Genomic DNA, 18,681 nt, shown 5'->3' with positions numbered 1-18,681 from the left:
GATTACAGGGAAATAAGTAAGGTTGCTAATCAATAGCAACCTTACTGTCAGAAAATGCATTATTTCACTGTAGTGAACAGCGTTAATTGTTGAAAATGATTATTTTGCAACAATGTTCAGCAGTTTACCTGGTACGTAAATCACTTTACGCACGGTGACACCGTCAGTGAATTTTTGTACGTTTTCATCCGCTAAGCCTAATGCTTCAACTTCTTCTTTTGATGCATCTGCAGCAACGGTGATTTTAGCGCGCAGTTTACCATTCACTTGAACGATAATAAGTTTGCTGTCTTCAACCAGTGCTGATTCATCAACTGTTGGCCATAAGCTGTCTTCAATATCAGTTTGGTTACCTAATGCAGTCCATAAGCTAAAGCTTGTATGTGGAATGATAGGGTAAAGCAAACGCGTTACTGCAGTTAATGCTTCTTGCATAAGTGCACGATCTTGCTCGTTAGCAGACGGTGCTTTTTGCAATTTGTTCATTAGCTCCATGATAGCGGCAATAGCAGTGTTGAACATTTGACGACGCTCGATGTCATCACTGACTTTGGCGATGGTCTTATGCAGTTCACGACGAAGTGCTTTTTGATTGTTATCAAGCGCTTTAGGGTCAAGAGCAACAACGTCACCTTGAGCAACATGATCGTGTGCCGTTTTCCATAAACGCTTAATAAAGCGATGTGCACCTTCAACACTTGATTCTTGCCACTCAAGAGTGAGCTCAGGTGGTGCAGCAAACATCATGAATAAACGTACGGTGTCAGCACCGTATTTATCAACCATTTCTTGTGGGTCAATACCGTTATTCTTAGACTTCGACATTTTGCTCATACCGGTGTAAACCAGCTCATGGCCTTCTTTGTCGACAGCCTTAACTACACGGCCTTTGTCGTCAGTTTCTTGAACTGTTACATCAGCTGGTGAAACCCAAACTCGAGCGCCTTTCTCATTGGTGTAGTAGTACGCATCAGCAAGTACCATACCTTGAGTCAATAGACGTTTTGCTGGCTCGTTCGAATCCACTAATCCGATATCGCGAAGTAATTTGTGGAAGAAACGGAAGTAAAGTAAGTGCATACACGCATGTTCGATACCACCAATGTATTGATCCACTGGTAACCAGTAGTTCGCTTTAGCAGGGTCAAGCATTTGATCGGCATGCGGGCTACAGTAACGTGCGTAGTACCAAGATGATTCCATAAAGGTATCGAAGGTATCTGTTTCACGCAGTGCTGGCTGGCCGTTAACTTCTGTCTTAGCCCATTCTTTGTCTGCTTTAATTGGGCTTTGAATACCATCCATTACCACATCTTCAGGTAAGACAACGGGTAGTTGCTCTTCTGGCGTTGGCATGACAGTACCGTCTTCAAGGGTCACCATTGGAATTGGTGCGCCCCAGTAGCGTTGACGAGAAACACCCCAGTCACGTAGACGGAAGTTGACTTGACGCTTCCCTTTACCTTCTGCGGCAAGTTTTGCATCAATCGCATCAAAAGCGGCTTGGAATTCAAGACCGTCGAACTCAGCTGAATTAAATAGTACGCCTTTTTCAGTGAAGGCTTCTTCACTAATATCTAGCTCACCATCAACTGGCTTAATTACAGCTTCAATGGCTAAACCATACTTTTTAGCAAATTCGTAATCACGTTGATCATGAGCAGGAACTGACATAACAGCGCCTGTACCATAGTTCATTAATACAAAGTTTCCGACCCAAATTGGGACTTCTTTACCCGTTAATGGGTGAATGGCATTAAGACCCGTTGCAACGCCTTTTTTCTCCATTGCAGCCATAGCAGCTTCAGTGGTATCAACGTTTTTACATTCTTCAATGAATGCAGCTAACTCTGGGTTATTCAGCGCGGCTTTTTCTGCTAGCGGGTGACCGCTTGCAATCGCAACATACGTCACACCCATAACGGTATCAGGACGTGTTGTGTAGATATCGAACGTCTCGTCACTGTTAGCAACATTAAAGGTCATTTCGATACCTTCACTGCGGCCAATCCAGTTACGCTGCATTGACTTAACCTGTTCAGGCCATTCGTCAAGCTGATCAATATCATTTAATAGCTCTTCAGCGTAATCGGTAATTTTGATGAACCACTGAGGGATTTCTTTTTGAACCACTTCAGTGTCACAGCGCCAGCAGCAGCCGTCTTGTACTTGTTCATTGGCGAGTACGGTTTCATCGTTTGGACACCAGTTTACTGACGCAGTCTTTTTATAGACTAAGCCTTTTTCGTATAACTTGGTGAAGAACCATTGCTCCCACTGGTAGTACTCAGGAGTACAAGTCGCAATTTCACGACTCCAATCATAACCAAAACCTAATAATTTAAGCTGGTTTTTCATGTAGTCGATATTTTCGTATGTCCACGGTGCTGGGGCTGTCTTGTTGTTGATTGCCGCATTTTCAGCAGGTAGGCCGAATGAGTCCCAACCGATAGGTTGTAACACATTTTTACCTTGCAAACGTTGGTAACGAGCAACAACATCACCTATGGTGTAGTTACGGACGTGTCCCATGTGAAGTCGACCAGATGGATAAGGGAACATTGAGAGACAGTAAAATTTCTCTTTGTTTTCATCTTCTGTAACTTCGAAGGTTTTTTTGTCTTCCCAGTGCTTTTGCACTAGGGCTTCAATTTCTGAGGGATTATATTGCTCTTGCATCAATCTATTCCGGCCTATGCCGCCCATTGTTTGATCTAACGCTAAAAAGCGCGAGTGAGATCTGCATAGAATAAACTAGAAGTGATGCATTAAAAAGGTTCAGATGAAGGAGTATTTTTTATGAGTGGAAGAAGTTCAGCATTATTAGGGCTTTATCAGACGCTTTTTGAGCAAGTGAAACAGCGCTATGAAGAAGATAACTCATTGACTGCAAAGAGCCTTTTTGCATCAGTAACCCAGTGTAAAGATTATTTGCAATTGAAGTCAGAAGCTCAAGCAGAGGAGCTCGCTTTAGTAGAAGAATTTTTAAAGCGTGACATCGCAAGCTATGTAAAAGAGGAAAATGCTGAAAATCTCAGTTTTAGTCCTACAGTTATCACTTTAGAAAACACCCTTTGGCATTGGCTAGGTGAAATTACGGATAGAAGCCAAGTTGAATGGCATGAGATTGCCCAAGACTTCAAACACAAGGGCTTTTATATGTCGGGTGAGGTGATAAACCAAGGAAAGGTCATTTGTACTGAATGTAACCATGAAATGAGCATTGAGTTTCCAAGCTTAATTCCTGACTGCCCTCAGTGTGATAATGAAATGTTCACCCGAGAATCTTTAGCACCTTAATGTTTTAGCAAAGGTTAATTGGCTCAGCTGAGCCAATTAAAGGTTTAACACCCAGACACCTCGTTGACATAGCCTGGTGGGGTGGTTGCATTAGCAGCTTGGGTATAGAGAAAATAGCATTGGTCATCTTGGACTTTGCCGTCTTGGTTTAAATCGTAACCGATAAAGGTATTTGCAATGCCTTGGTACTCAATCACAAAACCATCATCAATAATGAGCCATTTTTCGATATCAGTATTGTCTAGGTAACCCCATTTTAGGCGGGTATTAAAGCTGCCATCACCTTCTAAATCAATATCCAATAAATCCGTTCTATTTCCTACTGATTGGGTTGAGAAACTACTCATCTGCGAGCGGGCATAAACAAGATTATTTGCTGTTTTAGCACTGGCATTGAGCTGTGCAAGGCCACTGACTCTCGCTTCTGTAGAGACAGTGATAAATTTAGGTGCTGCCACGATGGCTAAAATAGCCAAAATGATAATGACAACAAAGAGCTCAATTAAGGTAAACCCTGTTTGCTTTTGTTTTTGGTTCAATCAGTTTTGCTCTGTTTCCATATCGACACTTGAATAGCGATGCCTATGAGTAATAGTAACCAGCACAATATCAATAATGGGGTCTGACCTAGATGTTTAAACCAAGTTTCACCGTCATATAAAGCGACATCGGCCACTAATACGCCTTCTTTAAATTGTGGTATTTGGTGGGTAATACGACCGTGGACATCAACCACAGCTGTCACGCCATTATTGGTTGCTCGAACCAGTGGTCTACCAAGCTCAATTGAGCGCATTTGGGCAATTTCCATGTGCTGTAGGGGGCCAATTGAGTCACCAAACCATGCATCATTTGACACTGTAAGCAGTAAATCAGTATCAGCATGAGTATTGGCGCGAAGCTGTTCTGGAAATACGATTTCATAGCAAAGTGCTGGAGCAATTTGATACCCCATAGCGTTAAGGTTTTGCTGTTGAAAATTTCCCCTAGCAAATGATGACATTGGCAGATTAAAAAACGGTGCCAATGGTCTTAGTAGACTCTCAAACGGGACGAATTCACCGATAGGCAGTAAGTGGTGTTTTTTATAATCATTAGTGCCATTGCCTTGATAATCGCCCATAGGTTGAACAGCTTTATTAGCGTTACCTAGGACAATAAGAGAATTATAAAAATCATTCTTTTGCAGACTGATGATGCCAGTAATAATGGCACTGTCATTCATATTGGCGACTTTATCTGTGTTTCTTAAAAAATCACCCACCATTGATTCTGGTGCTGGAACAGCAGCCTCTGGCCATATGACAATATCAGCATCAAAATTTGGACGGCTTAAGTCCATGTATTTTAGCAGTGTAGGCCATAGTGCATCAGGCTCCCATTTCATGCTTTGTGCAATATTACCTTGCACCAAGGCAACTTTTACAGTCTCATTGCGAGGGGTAATGTCCGATATCATTGGTGCTGCGATTGTGGACGCCAATAGCACTGCAGAAATAATGATGGCACTCATAAAGCGCTTTTTCATGACTAATGCAATAGAGCCACAGAATAGGGCAATGATGTAACTTAATCCAAGTGCGCCAACAATGCTGGCTAACTCAGAAAGCGGCCCTTGGGTTTGGCTGTAGCCAGCCCATAACCACGGGAACCCAGTTAATACCCAGCCTCGCATCCACTCTGTAATAACCCAAAGAGCTGGAAACAAACCTAGATATTGGAAATAACAATGCCAATGCTTAAAGCGTGGGTGTTGACTAAGCTTAGCGGTGAGGTAGCCTGCCAGTGCAGGATAAAGTGCTAGGTAAAGAGCTAATAACCCCATTAATGTCATCGATACAAATAAGGGTAATCCCCCAAAGGTGTCGATGCTGACATGTACCCAGCTTATACCAAAGGCAAAACAGCCAAAGCCGAAACTTAACCAGTGAAAGAAGTTTTCTTTTGGGGTTAATTTACGGCTTTGCCAGAGGACAAATAACATCGCCGCTGGATAGAAGGCCCAAATGGAGTAGGGCGCAAAAGCGAGTGTGGTTGAAGCACCCGCAATAAAAGCGGTCATCATCTTAACTAAAGATGATGCAGAGATATTATTTTTTTTAAACACAGTGTTAGTCGTCGTTGTCTTCTTGAAGTTTAGGATCAGGTAACTTCACACTAAGCTGAATGAGTCGTCGAGTATCAGCGTTAGTGACTTTGAATTCAATGCCTTCGATTAACACGCTTTCATTACGCTCTGGTAAATGACCAAAGGCATGAGACACTAAACCACCGACAGTATCGAACTCTTCGTCGCTGAATTGGGTACCACAAGCTTCATTGAATTCATCAATGGGCGTGCGGGCTTTAATCATAAACGCTGTGTTACTGATCTTCTTGATTTCCGTATCTTCCACTGAGCTATGGTCAAATTCGTCTTCAATTTCGCCGACGATTTCTTCCAAGATATCTTCAATGGTGACTAGACCGGATACACCACCGTACTCATCAACCACAATGGCCATATGATAACGTTGGGAGCGGAATTCTTTTAGCAGCACATCGACTCGTTTACTTTCTGGGACAACTACAGCAGGTCGAATGACTTGGTGTAATGAGAAAGGTTGGTCAGATTGCTTAAAACCATATTTGAGTAGATCTTTTGCTAACAAAATACCTTCAATATGATCTTTGTCTTCGTTTACTACGGGAAAACGAGAGTGCGCTGATTCGATGACTGTTTCAAGTAACTCTTCAACAGTACTATCGATTTGTAATGTGACTATTTGGCTTCGAGGGATCATAATATCGCGAACGCGAAGACCCGATACTTCTAAAACACCATTCATCATTTCGCGAGTATCTTCGGTAATGAGATCACGCTCTTCAGCGCCTGCAATCACATCAACAAGATCTTCACGATTTTGAGGTTCGCCCTGAAACAACTGACCTATTTTGTCAATCCAGTTTTTTTTACGGGCGCTGGTACTCGGTGGGATGTCGTCACTCATAATATTTTACTAAATCGCTGGAGGGCACTTTCATGCAATCCTTTGACTTATTTATGCTTCCTTATACGGATTTGAAAAACCTAAACCTTCAATGAGTTGAGTCTCTAATGACTCCATTTCTTCGGCTTCACTGTCGATAATATGGTCATAACCTAGCAAATGCAAGCAGCCATGAATAACCATATGAGCCCAATGTGCAACAAGGGGCTTATTTTGTTGTTTTGCTTCGAGTTCTACGACCTCAGCAGCAATGATTAAATCACCTAAAAGTGGCAATTCTACCCCTGGTGGGGCATCGAAGGGAAACGATAAAACATTTGTTGGTTTATCCTTGCCTCGATAAGTATGGTTAAGCTGCTGACTTTCAGTATTTTCGACAATACGAATCGTCAATTCAGCTTGTGCCATTGTGTTACCAATTGCGGTGCGAACCCATAATTCAAACTCTTCTTGTGTCGGAATAGCTTGTGGGTCATTTACCGCAATCTGTAAGTCTACATCTAGCTCCAGTTTCGTGCTTTTCTCAGAGCTCATTTTTAACGACCTCAGTAGCATGATTTTCTTGCGTCATTTGTTCGTTAAATGCTTCTTGTCGCTTTTTGTACTGGCGCTCTTTTTCTGCTTTTATTGCTAGCTCTTTACTGTCGAAGGCATCATAGGCTTCAACAATTCTAGCAACAATTGGGTGACGCACAACATCGTGTGACATGAAAAAGTTAAAGCTGATGTCATTCACTTCGCTGAGCACTTCGATAGCTTGGCGTAGACCAGACTTTTGGCTACGAGGCAAATCTATTTGAGTAATATCACCTGTGATAACAGCGCGAGAATTAAAGCCGATACGGGTTAGGAACATTTTCATTTGTTCAACCGTTGTATTTTGGCTTTCATCCAAAATAACAAACGCATCATTTAAGGTACGGCCTCGCATATAAGCAAGTGGCGCGATTTCAATAATGTTGCGCTCAATCAGTTTTTCAACTTTTTCAAATCCGAGCATTTCAAATAATGCATCATAAAGCGGGCGTAAGTAAGGGTCGACTTTCTGGCTTAAATCACCAGGCAAGAAACCTAATTTTTCACCTGCTTCAACCGCTGGTCGAGTTAGCAAAATACGGCGGACTTCTTGGCGCTCAAGGGCATCAACGGCTGCAGCCACGGCTAAGAAGGTTTTACCCGTACCAGCAGGACCAATACCAAAAGTAATATCATGCTTGGCAATATTGGCCACATAATTGGCTTGATTTGGATTTCTTGGCTTGATAACACCGCGTTTAGTTTTGATGTGCAGGGCACTGTCTTCACCTGAGCTTTCAGCTTCAAGGTTGATGACTTCTTGTATGGCTAAATGCACGCGCTCAGGTTCAAGATCAGGGGTGCTGCCTTTAACCGTTTGCGTTTCAATATATAACTGCTTGAGCAAATTATTCGCATTAAATGCGTTGCGTGGTAGGCCTACAATCTTGAAATGATTGTTTTTGTGGGCAATTTCAACCCCTAAACGGCGCTCAAGTTGTTTAATGTTGTCATCATAAGGACCACATAATGAGGCCAACCTTCGAGTCTCTGAGGGCTCAAGGTACAAATTCATGGTTGTTACTTTAGTGGACAAAAATATTGCTCCAAAACGAGAGTTTATTAACAATCAATCTACGAGTGTAAACGCTAAAATACCACGCTATGATGGTAAAAGCATAATAAAGGCGGCTCAAGGCCGCCTTTATTAACAAAACATAATCTGATTAATGATTAGTTTGGAGTGAACTTAGTCACACCTAAATCATCATCGGTTTTATGTTTAGCCAAAATATCTGACGGGCGTAAACTACGACGTAAATCCATTTCGTCTTCACCACGGACAAATACGCCACGTAATGAATTCGTGTAAACGTCAACGATTTCAACATCAACAAAGCCACCAATGCACTTTGGATCGCCTTCAAAGTTAACGACACGATTATTTTCAGTACGACCACGAAGCTCCATTGGATTCTTTACAGATGGACCTTCTACCATAATACGTTGCACTGTACCTAGCATTTGACGGCTGTAACGCATCGCTTGTTGAGTAATACGGTCTTGTAAAATCGCTAGTCGCTGTTTTTTCTCTTCCATGGATACATCATCAGGCAAGTCCGCTGCTGGAGTACCAGGACGTGCACTGTAGATAAAGCTGAAGCTGTGATCAAAGCTCACATCTTCAATTAACTTCATGGTGTCTTCAAAGTCAGCTTGAGTTTCACCTGGGAAACCAATAATAAAGTCAGAACTGATGTGAATATCAGGACGGGCTTTACGTAAGCGACGGATGATTGACTTGTATTCAATCGCCATATGGCCACGTTTCATGTTAGTTAAGATGCGATCTGAACCTGACTGAACAGGTAAGTGCAAGAAGCTCACTAATTCAGGTGTATCTTCATAGACATCAATAATGTCTTGTGAAAACTCGATAGGGTGACTCGTGGTAAAGCGAATACGATCGATGCCATCAATAGATGCTACTAAGCGAATGAGCTCAGCAAAGGTGCAGATTTCATCATCGTGAGTTGGGCCACGGAAAGCATTAACGTTTTGGCCAAGTAGGTTTACTTCACGTACACCTTGCTCCGCGAGTTGTGCAACTTCTAGAATCACATCATCGACAGGGCGGCTGACTTCTTCACCACGTGTGTATGGCACAACACAGAAAGAACAATATTTACTGCAACCTTCCATAATGGACACGAACGCCGTTGGACCATCAGCTTTAGGCTCAGGTAAACGGTCAAACTTTTCGATTTCAGGGAAGCTCACATCAATAACGGCTTTATCACCGTTATTGATTTGGGTAATCATTTCAGGAAGACGGTGTAAGGTTTGTGGGCCAAAAATAATATCAACACACTGAGCACGTTCTTTAATTGCTTTACCTTCTTGCGACGCAACACAGCCGCCAACACCGATAATTAAATCAGGTTTTTTATCTTTTAAGGTTTTCCAGCGACCAAGCTGATGAAACACTTTTTCCTGTGCTTTTTCACGAATTGAACATGTGTTTAGTAGCAGTACGTCTGCTTCTTCAGCATCCTCAGTCAAGGTATAACCTTGATAATCGTCCAGCAAAACAGCCATTTTAGATGAATCGTACTCGTTCATCTGACAGCCCCAGGTTTTTATGTGCAGTTTTTTACTCATCAGTTACGCCGTTCTATTACCACAGAAAAATAGCCGAGTATTTTAACTGCACAAAGGCTCGCTGGCTAGCCTTTGTGCACATCTTGTTGGCATTATTCTGAAATGGCGAATACCCCTATTTTTTCAGGGTATTTATCTTGCTGTGCTAACTCATTTGATTGATTAGCAAAAAAGCCAAAATCTTCGGCCATCGCTAAATTATCTAAACGTGCTTGAAGCATGACCTTTTGATTTAAATCAGCATGCAATCTTGATGAATGGGTAAACTCTGCGGCTAAATTGACGAATTCTTGTTCGTCATCAGCAAAAAAACCGTATCTTTTTGCCAAGGAGACATTGTCTTGGCGAGCTTGAGCAATAATTTTCTGGCCTAGCTCTCGATTAAAGCCAGTGAGCATTTCCGTGGTTTGTTGATATAAGGCATAATCAAATGGCGTGCGATAGATGACAGTGACGGTTTCCATTGGTTGTATTTGCGCATGAGATGCAGCAGAAAATAACCCTGTGACGGCCAATATAGCGCTCACTAAAACGCGGGATATTTTTTTTACATTAAACGCCAATGACGTTGTCGAAAGTTTGGTGCTAATTTTTGTAGAATGTACGTACGTGCTGTTAGTAGACATAGTATCCTCTCTTACCTTGGCATGACAGAAGTGGTGCAAGGTGTTTTCATTAGACAGTTTGAGTATAAGAAGAGGTTTGCTGGTTAATATGTCACCATTGTAAGCAGGTGTTGCTCAAAGATTGTCTAGCAACATATCGACACGATTAAGCGATTTTAGACACGTTTGCACATATTTAACTAAAACAAGTGTGACGTGCGATGAGAAGGGTTTAGTAATGCAAGATGCAGTTCAAGATACGGTTGAAGGCAGTGACCAAAGTCAAGAGATTCAACATGATGTAGTAATTGTTGGTGGCGGGATGGTTGGGGCTGCAGTTGCTGTTGGCTTGGGGCAGTTAGGCTTAAATGTTGCAATGATTGAAGCTTATCAACCCAAGGCCTATGAACCAGAACAAGCGCTGGACCTTCGAGTGTCAGCAATTAGTGTCGCCTCTGAGCAATTGCTCGACCGTCTTGGTGTGATGGACACCTTATTATCATTACGTCATGTGGCATACAAAGGCTTAGAAACATGGGAGATGGATGATTGCATCACTCAGTTTCATGCGGACCAAATAGATGAACCGCATTTAGGTTACTTTTTTGAAAATCGCTTAATTCAACTGTGTCTATGGCAACAAATCGAGACGATGGACAATATCACCTTATATTGCCCCAACAGTGTAAGTCGATTTGAACGAGTTAGCTCAAGTGAAGCTACACAAGTCAAAGTCAGTCTTGATTCTGGTGCTGAGCTGATGGCGACACTGGTTGTGGGGGCCGATGGGGCTAACTCACAAGTCCGTCAGTGGGCTGGTATTGGTATTACAGGTTGGGATTATGCACAATCAGCCATGTTGATTAATGTTGCCACAGCGACTGAGCAACAAGATGTTACATGGCAACAATTTACACCTCATGGCCCACGTTCGCTTTTACCTTTACCAGGTAAAAATGCGTCATTAGTTTGGTATGACAGTCGCAGCCGAATTAAGCAATTAATGCAACTTAACCCTGTGCAACTTGCCGAACAAATCAGACAGCATTTCCCTGAGCGGTTAGATAGTGACTTTACCGTTATCGACAGAGGCAGTTTTCCATTAACACGTCGACATGCGCAATCATATTATCAAGACAATGTGGTCATATTAGGTGATGCAGCACATACCATTAACCCACTTGCGGGGCAGGGGGTGAATATTGGTTTTAAAGATGTTGATGTATTGATTGCGACGATTGCTGATGCAATTGGCAACGATAAACCTTGGTGGACTGGAAGCGTGTTACAGCAATATCAGTGCAAACGTTATAACGACAATTTACTGATGATGTCTGCGATGGATGCATTTTATGCTGGTTTTAGTAATAATTTATTGCCGCTCAAATTATTAAGAAATGGCATGTTAAAGCTAGCAAACCATGACAACCCAATCAAAAAGAAAGTCCTTAAATATGCATTAGGCTTAGCATGACCGATATTGTGACTAGCCATACCCACAGATCTGAATCATTAATTAAATAATGTTGTCGAATGAAGTGCCTGAAAAGTTCAGGCACTTCTAATTTTAAACATCTATCTTCTCGTTTTCTCCTGCTGTTTTTCTTCTTACTAGGCACAGCCTTTGCGCCAATAGCCAGTTTGTGGCAATAAAATTAAACGCGCTCGTCAGTAAAAGCAGCCGCTTAAAGCCAAGTTATTATCTTGAGTTTAGGTTAATTAGCACAGGGTATTTGTTGAGTTCTGTTTTGAGTGTTAAAATGCCGCGCTTTAGCGCAATCAGATCATTGTCAGTGTGTTTTTGTACTTTGATTTGTTGTTCGCGCGGTATTATTTTCGCTAAAAAATGAGTACTAATGAGTCAAATTAAACTAATTGTCGGCCTTGCAAATCCGGGCGCTGAATACGCGCAAACTCGTCATAATGCAGGTGCATGGTATGTGCAGGAACTCGCACGTTTATGTGGCGCTACTTTAGTACCTGATAGCAAATATTTTGGTTTAACCGCAAGAGTGACCATTGACGGTAAAGATGTCAGGTTATTAATACCGACAACGTTTATGAATTTAAGCGGTAAGTCAGTGAGTGCATTAGCTAACTTTTTTAGAATTACCCCAGAGCAAATTTTAGTTGCACATGATGAGCTGGATATGGAGCCGGGAGTCGCTAAGTTTAAACTTGGTGGCGGTCACGGAGGCCATAACGGTCTAAAAGACATCATTGCGAAAATGGGCAACGATAAAGGCTTCCATCGTCTTCGTATCGGTATCGGCCATCCTGGTGATAAAAATCGTGTCAGTGGCTATGTGCTGGGTAAAGCGCCCGCAGTAGAACAAGAAAAAATGAATGCAGTAATAGATGAAGCAGTGCGTTCAACAGAGATTTTATTTAAGCAAGATATGGCGAAAGCCATGAACAGATTACATACTTTTAAAGCTGAGTAAGGATTAATCCGTATCAACGGGCTAATCGTCATCGGTTTTAAGATGATTATTGATATTCACTGCATCAGTGTTGGTGCAGTTCAACATAGATAAAGGTAACAAATATGGGTTTTAAATGCGGCATTGTTGGTTTGCCAAACGTTGGTAAGTCAACACTATTTAATGCGTTAACTAAAGCAGGAATTGAAGCAGCTAACTTCCCGTTTTGTACCATTGAGCCTAACACTGGTGTTGTACCAGTACCGGATTCTCGTTTAGATAAGCTTGCTGCTATTGTTAGCCCTGAGCGTATTTTACCAACGACAATGGAATTTGTTGATATTGCAGGTTTGGTTGCTGGTGCATCTAAAGGTGAAGGCTTAGGAAATAAATTCCTAGCTAACATTCGTGAAACTGATGCGATTGGTCATGTGGTTCGTTGTTTTGAAGACCCAAACATTGTTCACGTTGCTAATAAAGTTGATCCAGCTGGCGATATCGAAGTGATTAACACTGAATTAGCATTAGCTGACTTAGACAGTTTAGAGCGTGCGATTACACGTCAACAAAAGCGTGCTAAAGGTGGCGATAAAGAGGCTAAGTTTGAAGTTGAAGTGCTTGAGAAAATGCGCCCAACGCTAGATGAAGGCCAAATGCTGCGTTCACTTGAGCTAAGTAAAGAAGAGTTAGCAGCTATTGCTTACCTTAACTTCTTAACACTTAAGCCTACTATGTATATTGCTAACGTGTCTGAAGATGGTTTTGAAAACAACCCACATTTAGATGCAGTAAAAGCGATTGCAGAAACAGAGAATGCTGTCGTTGTTGCTGTTTGTGCGGCGATTGAATCTGAGCTTGCAGAAATGGACGCTGAAGAGCGTGATGAGTTTATGGCAGATCTCGGTTTAGACGAGCCAGGCCTTGATCGCGTTATTCGTGCAGGTTACCAATTACTGGATTTGCAAACTTACTTTACCGCTGGTGTAAAAGAAGTGCGTGCTTGGACTGTGCCAGTTGGCGCAAGTGCTCCACAGGCTGCTGGTGTTATTCATACAGACTTTGAGCGTGGCTTCATTCGTGCACAAGTAATGAGCTATGATGACTTCATTGAGTATAAAGGTGAAGCTGGTGCTAAAGATGCGGGTAAATTACGTGTCGAAGGTAAAGGTTATATCGTTAAAGATGGCGATGTAATGCATTTCTTATTCAACGTATAAATGCGATTTTCAAACTATAATAGTGTGAAGATTGGTTAAAAAAGGGATTGAGGTTAACTTTACTAAGATATTTTGTCGATTTGACGCTCAGTTTGGTGAACTTATAGCCGAACAACAACAATTGATGAAAATAGCTAAAAAAAGCAGTTGACCTCGATACCCTGAATAAGCATAATACGCCCCGTCCTCACGACGAGGGCAAGTAAGAATAAAGTGGCAATGTAGCTCAGCTGGTTAGAGCACAGCACTCATAATGCTGGGGTCGCAGGTTCAAGTCCCGCCATTGCTACCATCTTCTCTAGATGTAAATTAAGAGATTGCTGGTTAGTTAAAGTATGACTTTAGAAATATGACCGGCTACCTTCTCAAGGTTAAATGAGCATCGTGTTCTGGATGATAAACAGAGTCTGTGCGGGAGTGGTGGAATTGGTAGACACGCCAGATTTAGGTTCTGGTGCCGCAAGGTGTGAGAGTTCAAGTCTCTCCTCCCGTACCATTATTAAGAAAATTGGCTTATTGCGAGTTTTCAAAAAAGCTTTAGATTGGGATATCGCCAAGTGGTAAGGCACCGGGTTTTGATCTCGGCATTCCCAGGTTCGAATCCTGGTATCCCAGCCATTTTAAAGTAAGTAGTAAAGATTATTGGGATATCGCCAAGTGGTAAGGCACCGGGTTTTGATCTCGGCATTCCCAGGTTCGAATCCTGGTATCCCAGCCATCTTTGGCAATGTAGCTCAGCTGGTTAGAGCACAGCACTCATAATGCTGGGGTCGCAGGTTCAAGTCCCGCCATTGCTACCATATTTAAAAGGTAGAGTAGAGGGAAACCCTAAACTACTTAGTTAGAAAAGAGCAAGAAACAGCGTTTACTCATGATTTAAATGAGTTTACTCTGGTAAAAATTTGATGCGGGAGTGGTGGAATTGGTAGACACGCCAGATTTAGGTTCTGGTGCCGCAAGGTGTGAGAGTTCAAGTCTCTCCTCCCGTACCATCAAATTTTCTTCAATATGTACATCTTCCTAGTTTAAGAGTGACATATCCAAGTTTTTGGGATATCGCCAAGTGGTAAGGCACCGGGTTTTGATCTCGGCATCCCCAGGTTCGAATCCTGGTATCCCAGCCATATTTAACCTTACGGTTAGAGCAAAAGCCCGTCTTATGACGGGTTTTTTGTTGCCTGAAATTTAGTATCAGCGTTATGCTTGAAGCACTCTAGCGCTTAACAATGGCGCTTTGATTATTCAGAACCCTAACGGCGATTGTTATTAGCGAGCTATCTTTAGAGAATGTGATGCAGATAAACAAGATTGAACCATCAATGTGGCAAGCGATTTTTGAGTTACAGTGTGAGGTCTATACTGAGATTGAGCCAGAAAGTTTGCAGGTGTTAAGAGGCAAGTGGCTACATTCGCCTAACTGCTGTTTTGTATTGCAAGATAAAGCGGATAACATCATTGCTTACTTGCTCGCTCACGAATGGCACGATGAAACGCCTCCTAAGCTTTATCAGCCTCTTTTAAATGAAAATAAAGGGGATAGACTGTTCTTACATGATTTAGCAGTTTCTAAAGTACTTAAAGGCAAAGGCGTTGGTAAAAAAATGGTAACCCAGTTAATTGATATTGCTAAAGCTGGTCATTACCAACATATTCAATTAGTCGCGATTCAACATTCAGTGCCATTTTGGCAGAAAATGGGCTTTAGCATTGATGTAAATAATGTCGCCAGTGAGACTTATGGCGACAATGCGCAAGTGATGGTGCTAACCCTATAAAAAATACGGCCTATTGGCCGTATTTTTGTTTGTCGTTAATGCGATTAACTAGCTGGGTAAGAAGTCGATGGCCCAAATTGTCGTCATGGTCGCTACATCCTCAGCAGGAAAGCTGATTGAACGTAAAACAACCTTTAATTGGCGTTCTAATTTCGGGTTATTTAATTGGCTCGATTGAATATCGACACGACTAATGCTGCCGTTTGGTTGAATTTCAATTTCGAACATGACTTTACCTTTAAGAAAAGGATCTTTTCTCAAAGCACGGTTATACAGTGCATACAATCGTGCTTTGTTGGCCTCAAGGGTACGCCTTAACGCCGCTTCAGAACGTTGACCTGCAGAACTTGCCTCACGATCAATTTCTGCATTCGCCCCTGCGACTGCTAATACCTCTTCTTCAGCTAACCGTATTTGCTGGGTATTTTTAGTGCTAATCGCATCAGATACCACGGTTTGCTGCACGGTCGAAGTCGATAAGCTTTCACTTTGTGTATTAGCCGCTGCGGCAAGTAATTTGCGTTTTACTTTCACTTCTTGGGCTTGGTTTTGCTCAAGGTTACTTTGCGCTGCAGGTTTAACATCAAAAGCTTCACGCATCGAAAAAAGCTCATCTTTCATGGCTGCAAGGCCTGACTTTTGTGCTTTCTCTTTTGCTGCCTCTCGAGTTGTTGGTTGCACCTTTGGTGGTTCTTCCACTTTCTCGACAGGTTTTTCTTCGAGTTTTTCTGGTTCGGGTTCTGGGATAGGTTCCTCTTTTGGCTTTTCAGGTACTGGAAGTTGTTTTTCTTTCAGCATGATTTTGGCCAGTTGAGGTGGCAATTGCTCTTTGACTTCCCTTGGCACTTCCACTTGCTCTAAAAAAGGGACACCAATACCAAAGATGACATAAACCACCAGTAACAAAATTAAGATTTGTTTAAATAATCTATCTTGTCTACTTGGTTTAAACATATCACCGATATCAGAAAAGCTATTATCACTGCTATGAGTAAGGCTTGCTGTGGTCATATTAGCCCTCACTCTGTGTTTTACTGGCTTGTCGCTCAACAGCGAGTGACATATTGCGATAGCCTGTTTCAGCACATGCAGCCATAATTTGTTTCAACACTAGGTAAGGCGTGTCAGAGCCTCCTATGATGGTGACCGCTCGTCCTTTTTCCTTTTCGGACTCTGTCAATTCAACACGCTTGCTGGCTTGATAGGTCAGCTCTGTGGTGATAGCGGCAATAAATTGCGCATTTTCTTGTTCGCTAAAATTGGGTTTATCGTCAGAGTTTTGCCACACTGCACGCTCCTGAATGAGAACAGTGTCTGGCAATACAGTGATAACCAAGTTCTCAACAGGCAGTTCTTCGGCAATCGATACTGGCAATTTTATCTTTTCGATATTTTGCAATACCCGCACTTCTGATTGGTTCACAATCAAAAAGAAAACCAAGATTGTGAAAATATCCATTAATGCGACAAGATTAAGTTTACCGCCAGCTTTAAAGCGCTTGTGGTGCTTTGCAAGACGTTTAGCTCTTGAAGATTGCTTCATGGCTGGCCTCCTGCGGTTGTACTGCTTGCACTTTGCTCAAGGCTATTTTCTGGGGCGTCGCCTAATGAAATAAGCGGAAATAACTCAGCATCCACTAAATTGGCGGCAACCACAGCTTTATAAGATCTAACGGTATCCATTGTCGTGACGATGGTTTGGTAATCCACATTGGGCTCAAGCAACAACACGATATCTCTTTTCTCAATGGCTTGTTGTTGAAATGTCAGCTTCAAATCTTGTAAATATACAGATAATGCCTTGAAGTCATAGCCTTCGTCAGTTATTTCAAAACGTTTAAGTAAAATACCCGCTGGGTAGTTAAGGGTTAAGTGATTCGAGGTGATCACCAGCTCAAGTACCTTAGGTTCTTGATCTTCATCAGCTTGCTGAGATTCTGCAGACACAGGTAGTTGCAGATTTAAAATCCGCACTTGTGAAAACACTAAACTAAGCAGCAATACTGGCACTAACACGATCATCAAGTTCATAAACGAAGTGATATCGAGTTCAGCGTCTTCGGTATTGGGGCGACGACGGCGTCTCATAGTATTAGCCTCGATCAGAATCCGTATGCTTATTAAATGACAAAGAGTTAAGTAACTTAATGCCTGCCATTTCAATTGAATCTACAATCGTTGCTGTTTTCGTTTGCAGGGTTGAGTGGAATAAAATCAATGGGATAGCTGTGATCAAGCCAAATGCTGTGGTGTTCATTGCAACTGAGATACTTGATGATAGTAGATTGGCTTTTTCTGCTGGATCGGCACTTGCCACGGCAGAGAATGCCGCGATTAGGCCCATAATGGTACCGAGAAGACCGAGTAAGGTGGCGATATTGGCTAACGTTGCAATGAATGGTGTGCGCTTTTCTAGCCTCAGCATGTATTCCATGATGGTTTCTTCCATCGCATATTCCACATCTTCACGACGATCAGCTTGAGAGATACGAACAATCCCTGATTGGAGGACGTCAAATACTGGCGCTTTATTGTTTTGTGCATGTTGGCTGATGGTTGCAACGTCGCCCTTTTTTAATGCCTCTTTAATCAGTGCAAAGGCTTTTTGATTTGTGCGATGTGCTGAACTTAAATATAACCAGCGTTCAATCGTGATCGCTAAACCTACCACGAGCACTAATGCGATAGGGTAAATGAATGGGCCGCCATTTTGTAAAAATGCAATGATATGGTCGGTAAAACTCATGATATTTTCCTTTTTATTGAGTTGAACGAATAGTTCTTATTAACTCGTCCTAATTGTTTTGAATCGTTAGTTACGTGTTTTCGGGTAAATTTTTATTATTGATTAATCGTTATTGGTCTTACTCTTGTTAAGGCTGAACTCTCTTACTTGTTGTTGAAACTGCTTCGGATGTATCGGGTTAAATTCAGGTAAGGTGACTTGCATGTCAGTATCCTGAATCGCAACAGGATTTGTAATCCCTTGCCAAGGCATGATGTAGAGTACTTTGGGTTGCTCTTGCGTGCCGGTCACCTTGGTTTCAATCAGTACGGGGTTATTGGGCGAGCTAGCAGGTTCGGCCGCATGTGTTTGAATTGCTGATAGGCAACAAATACAAAACAATCCACCATTACGCAGCATTGAGCTGACAAAGCGCTTGAGTGTTGCTGAAGGAATAAATGCCGTCATA

At 42.2% G+C, this 18,681-nt stretch carries 18 protein-coding genes and 7 tRNA genes; 12 read left to right on the top strand and 13 right to left on the bottom strand.

The window, feature by feature from the left end:
* Positions 1-99 precede the first annotated feature (99 nt).
* Entirely contained in the window at positions 100-2,679 is a 2,580-nt protein-coding gene (gene leuS, locus AB4128_RS16615; protein WP_055025762.1) for a leucine--tRNA ligase, read from the bottom strand.
* A gap of 120 nt (positions 2,680-2,799) precedes the next feature.
* On the opposite strand from leuS, the gene AB4128_RS16610 reads away from it, so the two are divergent.
* Positions 2,800-3,300: a zinc ribbon-containing protein gene (locus tag AB4128_RS16610; RefSeq protein WP_055025761.1), complete on the top strand. Its 501-nt coding sequence runs from the start codon at positions 2,800-2,802 to the stop codon at positions 3,298-3,300.
* A gap of 44 nt (positions 3,301-3,344) precedes the next feature.
* Here the strand turns inward: AB4128_RS16610 and AB4128_RS16605 are convergent, their stop codons facing one another.
* From AB4128_RS16605 to AB4128_RS16575, 7 genes are all read right to left on the bottom strand, one after another.
* Entirely contained in the window at positions 3,345-3,839 is a 495-nt protein-coding gene (locus AB4128_RS16605; protein WP_372038336.1) for a prepilin-type N-terminal cleavage/methylation domain-containing protein, read from the bottom strand.
* On the bottom strand, positions 3,836-5,365 hold the full coding sequence (gene lnt, locus AB4128_RS16600) for an apolipoprotein N-acyltransferase (protein ID WP_119969155.1): 1,530 nt from the start codon (positions 5,363-5,365) through the stop codon (positions 3,836-3,838). Before lnt ends, AB4128_RS16605 begins: the two co-directional genes overlap by 4 nt.
* A gap of 46 nt (positions 5,366-5,411) precedes the next feature.
* Positions 5,412-6,290 carry a CNNM family magnesium/cobalt transport protein CorC gene (gene corC / locus AB4128_RS16595; RefSeq protein WP_055025759.1) on the bottom strand — a complete coding sequence of 293 codons (879 nt, stop codon included), beginning with the start codon at positions 6,288-6,290 and terminating at the stop codon, positions 5,412-5,414.
* Between the two features lie 51 nt (positions 6,291-6,341).
* Positions 6,342-6,824, bottom strand: a complete 483-nt coding sequence (gene ybeY, locus AB4128_RS16590; RefSeq protein ID WP_055025758.1) for an rRNA maturation RNase YbeY — start codon at positions 6,822-6,824, stop codon at positions 6,342-6,344.
* Positions 6,814-7,902 (bottom strand): PhoH family protein, encoded by a 1,089-nt coding sequence (locus tag AB4128_RS16585; protein ID WP_055025757.1) that lies wholly within the window; start codon positions 7,900-7,902, stop codon positions 6,814-6,816. The genes ybeY and AB4128_RS16585 overlap by 11 nt, the downstream gene beginning before the upstream one ends.
* Before the next feature lie 137 nt (positions 7,903-8,039).
* Positions 8,040-9,467, bottom strand: a complete 1,428-nt coding sequence (gene miaB / locus AB4128_RS16580) for a tRNA (N6-isopentenyl adenosine(37)-C2)-methylthiotransferase MiaB (RefSeq protein WP_372038334.1) — start codon at positions 9,465-9,467, stop codon at positions 8,040-8,042.
* 92 nt (positions 9,468-9,559) lie between these two features.
* Positions 9,560-10,093, bottom strand: a complete 534-nt coding sequence (locus AB4128_RS16575) for a hypothetical protein (RefSeq protein ID WP_372038333.1) — start codon at positions 10,091-10,093, stop codon at positions 9,560-9,562.
* 217 nt (positions 10,094-10,310) lie between these two features.
* Here AB4128_RS16575 and AB4128_RS16570 point away from each other — a divergent pair, with 217 nt between their 5' ends.
* The 11 genes from AB4128_RS16570 (at position 10,311) to AB4128_RS16520 (ending at position 15,487) form a co-directional block, all read left to right on the top strand.
* Positions 10,311-11,546, top strand: a complete 1,236-nt coding sequence (locus AB4128_RS16570; RefSeq protein WP_119969062.1) for an FAD-dependent monooxygenase — start codon at positions 10,311-10,313, stop codon at positions 11,544-11,546.
* A 382-nt stretch (positions 11,547-11,928) separates the two neighbouring features.
* The gene (gene pth, locus AB4128_RS16565) at positions 11,929-12,516 is read left to right on the top strand and encodes an aminoacyl-tRNA hydrolase (RefSeq protein WP_119969061.1); all 588 of its coding nucleotides are present in this window, start codon (positions 11,929-11,931) and stop codon (positions 12,514-12,516) included.
* A gap of 104 nt (positions 12,517-12,620) precedes the next feature.
* Positions 12,621-13,712: a redox-regulated ATPase YchF gene (gene ychF / locus AB4128_RS16560; protein WP_055025752.1), complete on the top strand. Its 1,092-nt coding sequence runs from the start codon at positions 12,621-12,623 to the stop codon at positions 13,710-13,712.
* Between the two features lie 215 nt (positions 13,713-13,927).
* Positions 13,928-14,004, top strand: a tRNA-Met gene (locus AB4128_RS16555).
* 119 nt (positions 14,005-14,123) lie between these two features.
* Positions 14,124-14,208 (top strand) — tRNA-Leu (locus AB4128_RS16550).
* A gap of 47 nt (positions 14,209-14,255) precedes the next feature.
* Positions 14,256-14,330 (top strand) — tRNA-Gln (locus AB4128_RS16545).
* Positions 14,331-14,355: 25 nt separating this feature from the next.
* Positions 14,356-14,430: transfer RNA gene (locus AB4128_RS16540), tRNA-Gln, on the top strand.
* A 5-nt stretch (positions 14,431-14,435) separates the two neighbouring features.
* A tRNA-Met gene (locus tag AB4128_RS16535) sits at positions 14,436-14,512 on the top strand.
* Positions 14,513-14,619: 107 nt separating this feature from the next.
* Positions 14,620-14,704: transfer RNA gene (locus AB4128_RS16530), tRNA-Leu, on the top strand.
* A 57-nt stretch (positions 14,705-14,761) separates the two neighbouring features.
* A tRNA-Gln gene (locus AB4128_RS16525) sits at positions 14,762-14,836 on the top strand.
* Between the two features lie 168 nt (positions 14,837-15,004).
* A complete protein-coding gene (locus tag AB4128_RS16520) occupies positions 15,005-15,487 on the top strand; it encodes a GNAT family N-acetyltransferase (protein WP_372038332.1) in 483 nt (160 codons plus the stop codon).
* 48 nt (positions 15,488-15,535) lie between these two features.
* On the opposite strand, the gene AB4128_RS16515 is transcribed toward AB4128_RS16520, so the two are convergent.
* From AB4128_RS16515 to AB4128_RS16495, 5 genes are all read right to left on the bottom strand, one after another.
* Complete coding sequence (locus tag AB4128_RS16515; RefSeq protein WP_372038331.1) at positions 15,536-16,498, bottom strand: AgmX/PglI C-terminal domain-containing protein; 963 nt, start codon at positions 16,496-16,498, stop codon at positions 15,536-15,538.
* Between the two features lies 1 nt (position 16,499).
* A complete protein-coding gene (locus tag AB4128_RS16510; RefSeq protein ID WP_080915101.1) occupies positions 16,500-17,030 on the bottom strand; it encodes a biopolymer transporter ExbD in 531 nt (176 codons plus the stop codon).
* The gene (locus tag AB4128_RS16505; RefSeq protein WP_055025748.1) at positions 17,027-17,575 is read right to left on the bottom strand and encodes a biopolymer transporter ExbD; all 549 of its coding nucleotides are present in this window, start codon (positions 17,573-17,575) and stop codon (positions 17,027-17,029) included. Before AB4128_RS16505 ends, AB4128_RS16510 begins: the two co-directional genes overlap by 4 nt.
* A gap of 4 nt (positions 17,576-17,579) precedes the next feature.
* Positions 17,580-18,233: a MotA/TolQ/ExbB proton channel family protein gene (locus AB4128_RS16500; protein ID WP_055025747.1), complete on the bottom strand. Its 654-nt coding sequence runs from the start codon at positions 18,231-18,233 to the stop codon at positions 17,580-17,582.
* A gap of 102 nt (positions 18,234-18,335) precedes the next feature.
* The gene (locus AB4128_RS16495) at positions 18,336-18,680 is read right to left on the bottom strand and encodes a hypothetical protein (protein ID WP_372038330.1); all 345 of its coding nucleotides are present in this window, start codon (positions 18,678-18,680) and stop codon (positions 18,336-18,338) included.
* Position 18,681: the final 1 nt, after the last annotated feature.

Origin of the sequence: Shewanella sp. 10N.286.52.A9 (genome assembly GCF_041468985.1) — a bacterium.
Classification (GTDB): domain Bacteria; phylum Pseudomonadota; class Gammaproteobacteria; order Enterobacterales; family Shewanellaceae; genus Shewanella; species Shewanella japonica.
The sequence above is the reverse complement of the archived record's forward strand: the minus strand, read 5'-3'. Positions and strand labels throughout refer to the sequence as shown.

What these genes read in the sequence shown, in the direction of transcription:
- leuS (WP_055025762.1), bottom strand. Translation starts at nt 2,679, where the DNA reads ATGCAAGAGCAATATAATCCCTCAGAAATTGAAGCCCTAGTGCAAAAG.
- AB4128_RS16610 (WP_055025761.1), top strand. Translation starts at nt 2,800, where the DNA reads ATGAGTGGAAGAAGTTCAGCATTATTAGGGCTTTATCAGACGCTTTTT.
- lnt (WP_119969155.1), bottom strand. Translation starts at nt 5,365, where the DNA reads ATGATGACCGCTTTTATTGCGGGTGCTTCAACCACACTCGCTTTTGCG.
- corC (WP_055025759.1), bottom strand. Translation starts at nt 6,290, where the DNA reads ATGAGTGACGACATCCCACCGAGTACCAGCGCCCGTAAAAAAAACTGG.
- ybeY (WP_055025758.1), bottom strand. Translation starts at nt 6,824, where the DNA reads ATGAGCTCTGAGAAAAGCACGAAACTGGAGCTAGATGTAGACTTACAG.
- miaB (WP_372038334.1), bottom strand. Translation starts at nt 9,467, where the DNA reads ATGAGTAAAAAACTGCACATAAAAACCTGGGGCTGTCAGATGAACGAG.
- AB4128_RS16575 (WP_372038333.1), bottom strand. Translation starts at nt 10,093, where the DNA reads ATGTCTACTAACAGCACGTACGTACATTCTACAAAAATTAGCACCAAA.
- AB4128_RS16570 (WP_119969062.1), top strand. Translation starts at nt 10,311, where the DNA reads ATGCAAGATGCAGTTCAAGATACGGTTGAAGGCAGTGACCAAAGTCAA.
- pth (WP_119969061.1), top strand. Translation starts at nt 11,929, where the DNA reads ATGAGTCAAATTAAACTAATTGTCGGCCTTGCAAATCCGGGCGCTGAA.
- ychF (WP_055025752.1), top strand. Translation starts at nt 12,621, where the DNA reads ATGGGTTTTAAATGCGGCATTGTTGGTTTGCCAAACGTTGGTAAGTCA.
- AB4128_RS16520 (WP_372038332.1), top strand. Translation starts at nt 15,005, where the DNA reads ATGCAGATAAACAAGATTGAACCATCAATGTGGCAAGCGATTTTTGAG.
- AB4128_RS16515 (WP_372038331.1), bottom strand. Translation starts at nt 16,498, where the DNA reads ATGACCACAGCAAGCCTTACTCATAGCAGTGATAATAGCTTTTCTGAT.
- AB4128_RS16510 (WP_080915101.1), bottom strand. Translation starts at nt 17,030, where the DNA reads ATGAAGCAATCTTCAAGAGCTAAACGTCTTGCAAAGCACCACAAGCGC.
- AB4128_RS16505 (WP_055025748.1), bottom strand. Translation starts at nt 17,575, where the DNA reads ATGAGACGCCGTCGTCGCCCCAATACCGAAGACGCTGAACTCGATATC.
- AB4128_RS16500 (WP_055025747.1), bottom strand. Translation starts at nt 18,233, where the DNA reads ATGAGTTTTACCGACCATATCATTGCATTTTTACAAAATGGCGGCCCA.
- AB4128_RS16495 (WP_372038330.1), bottom strand. Translation starts at nt 18,680, where the DNA reads ATGACGGCATTTATTCCTTCAGCAACACTCAAGCGCTTTGTCAGCTCA.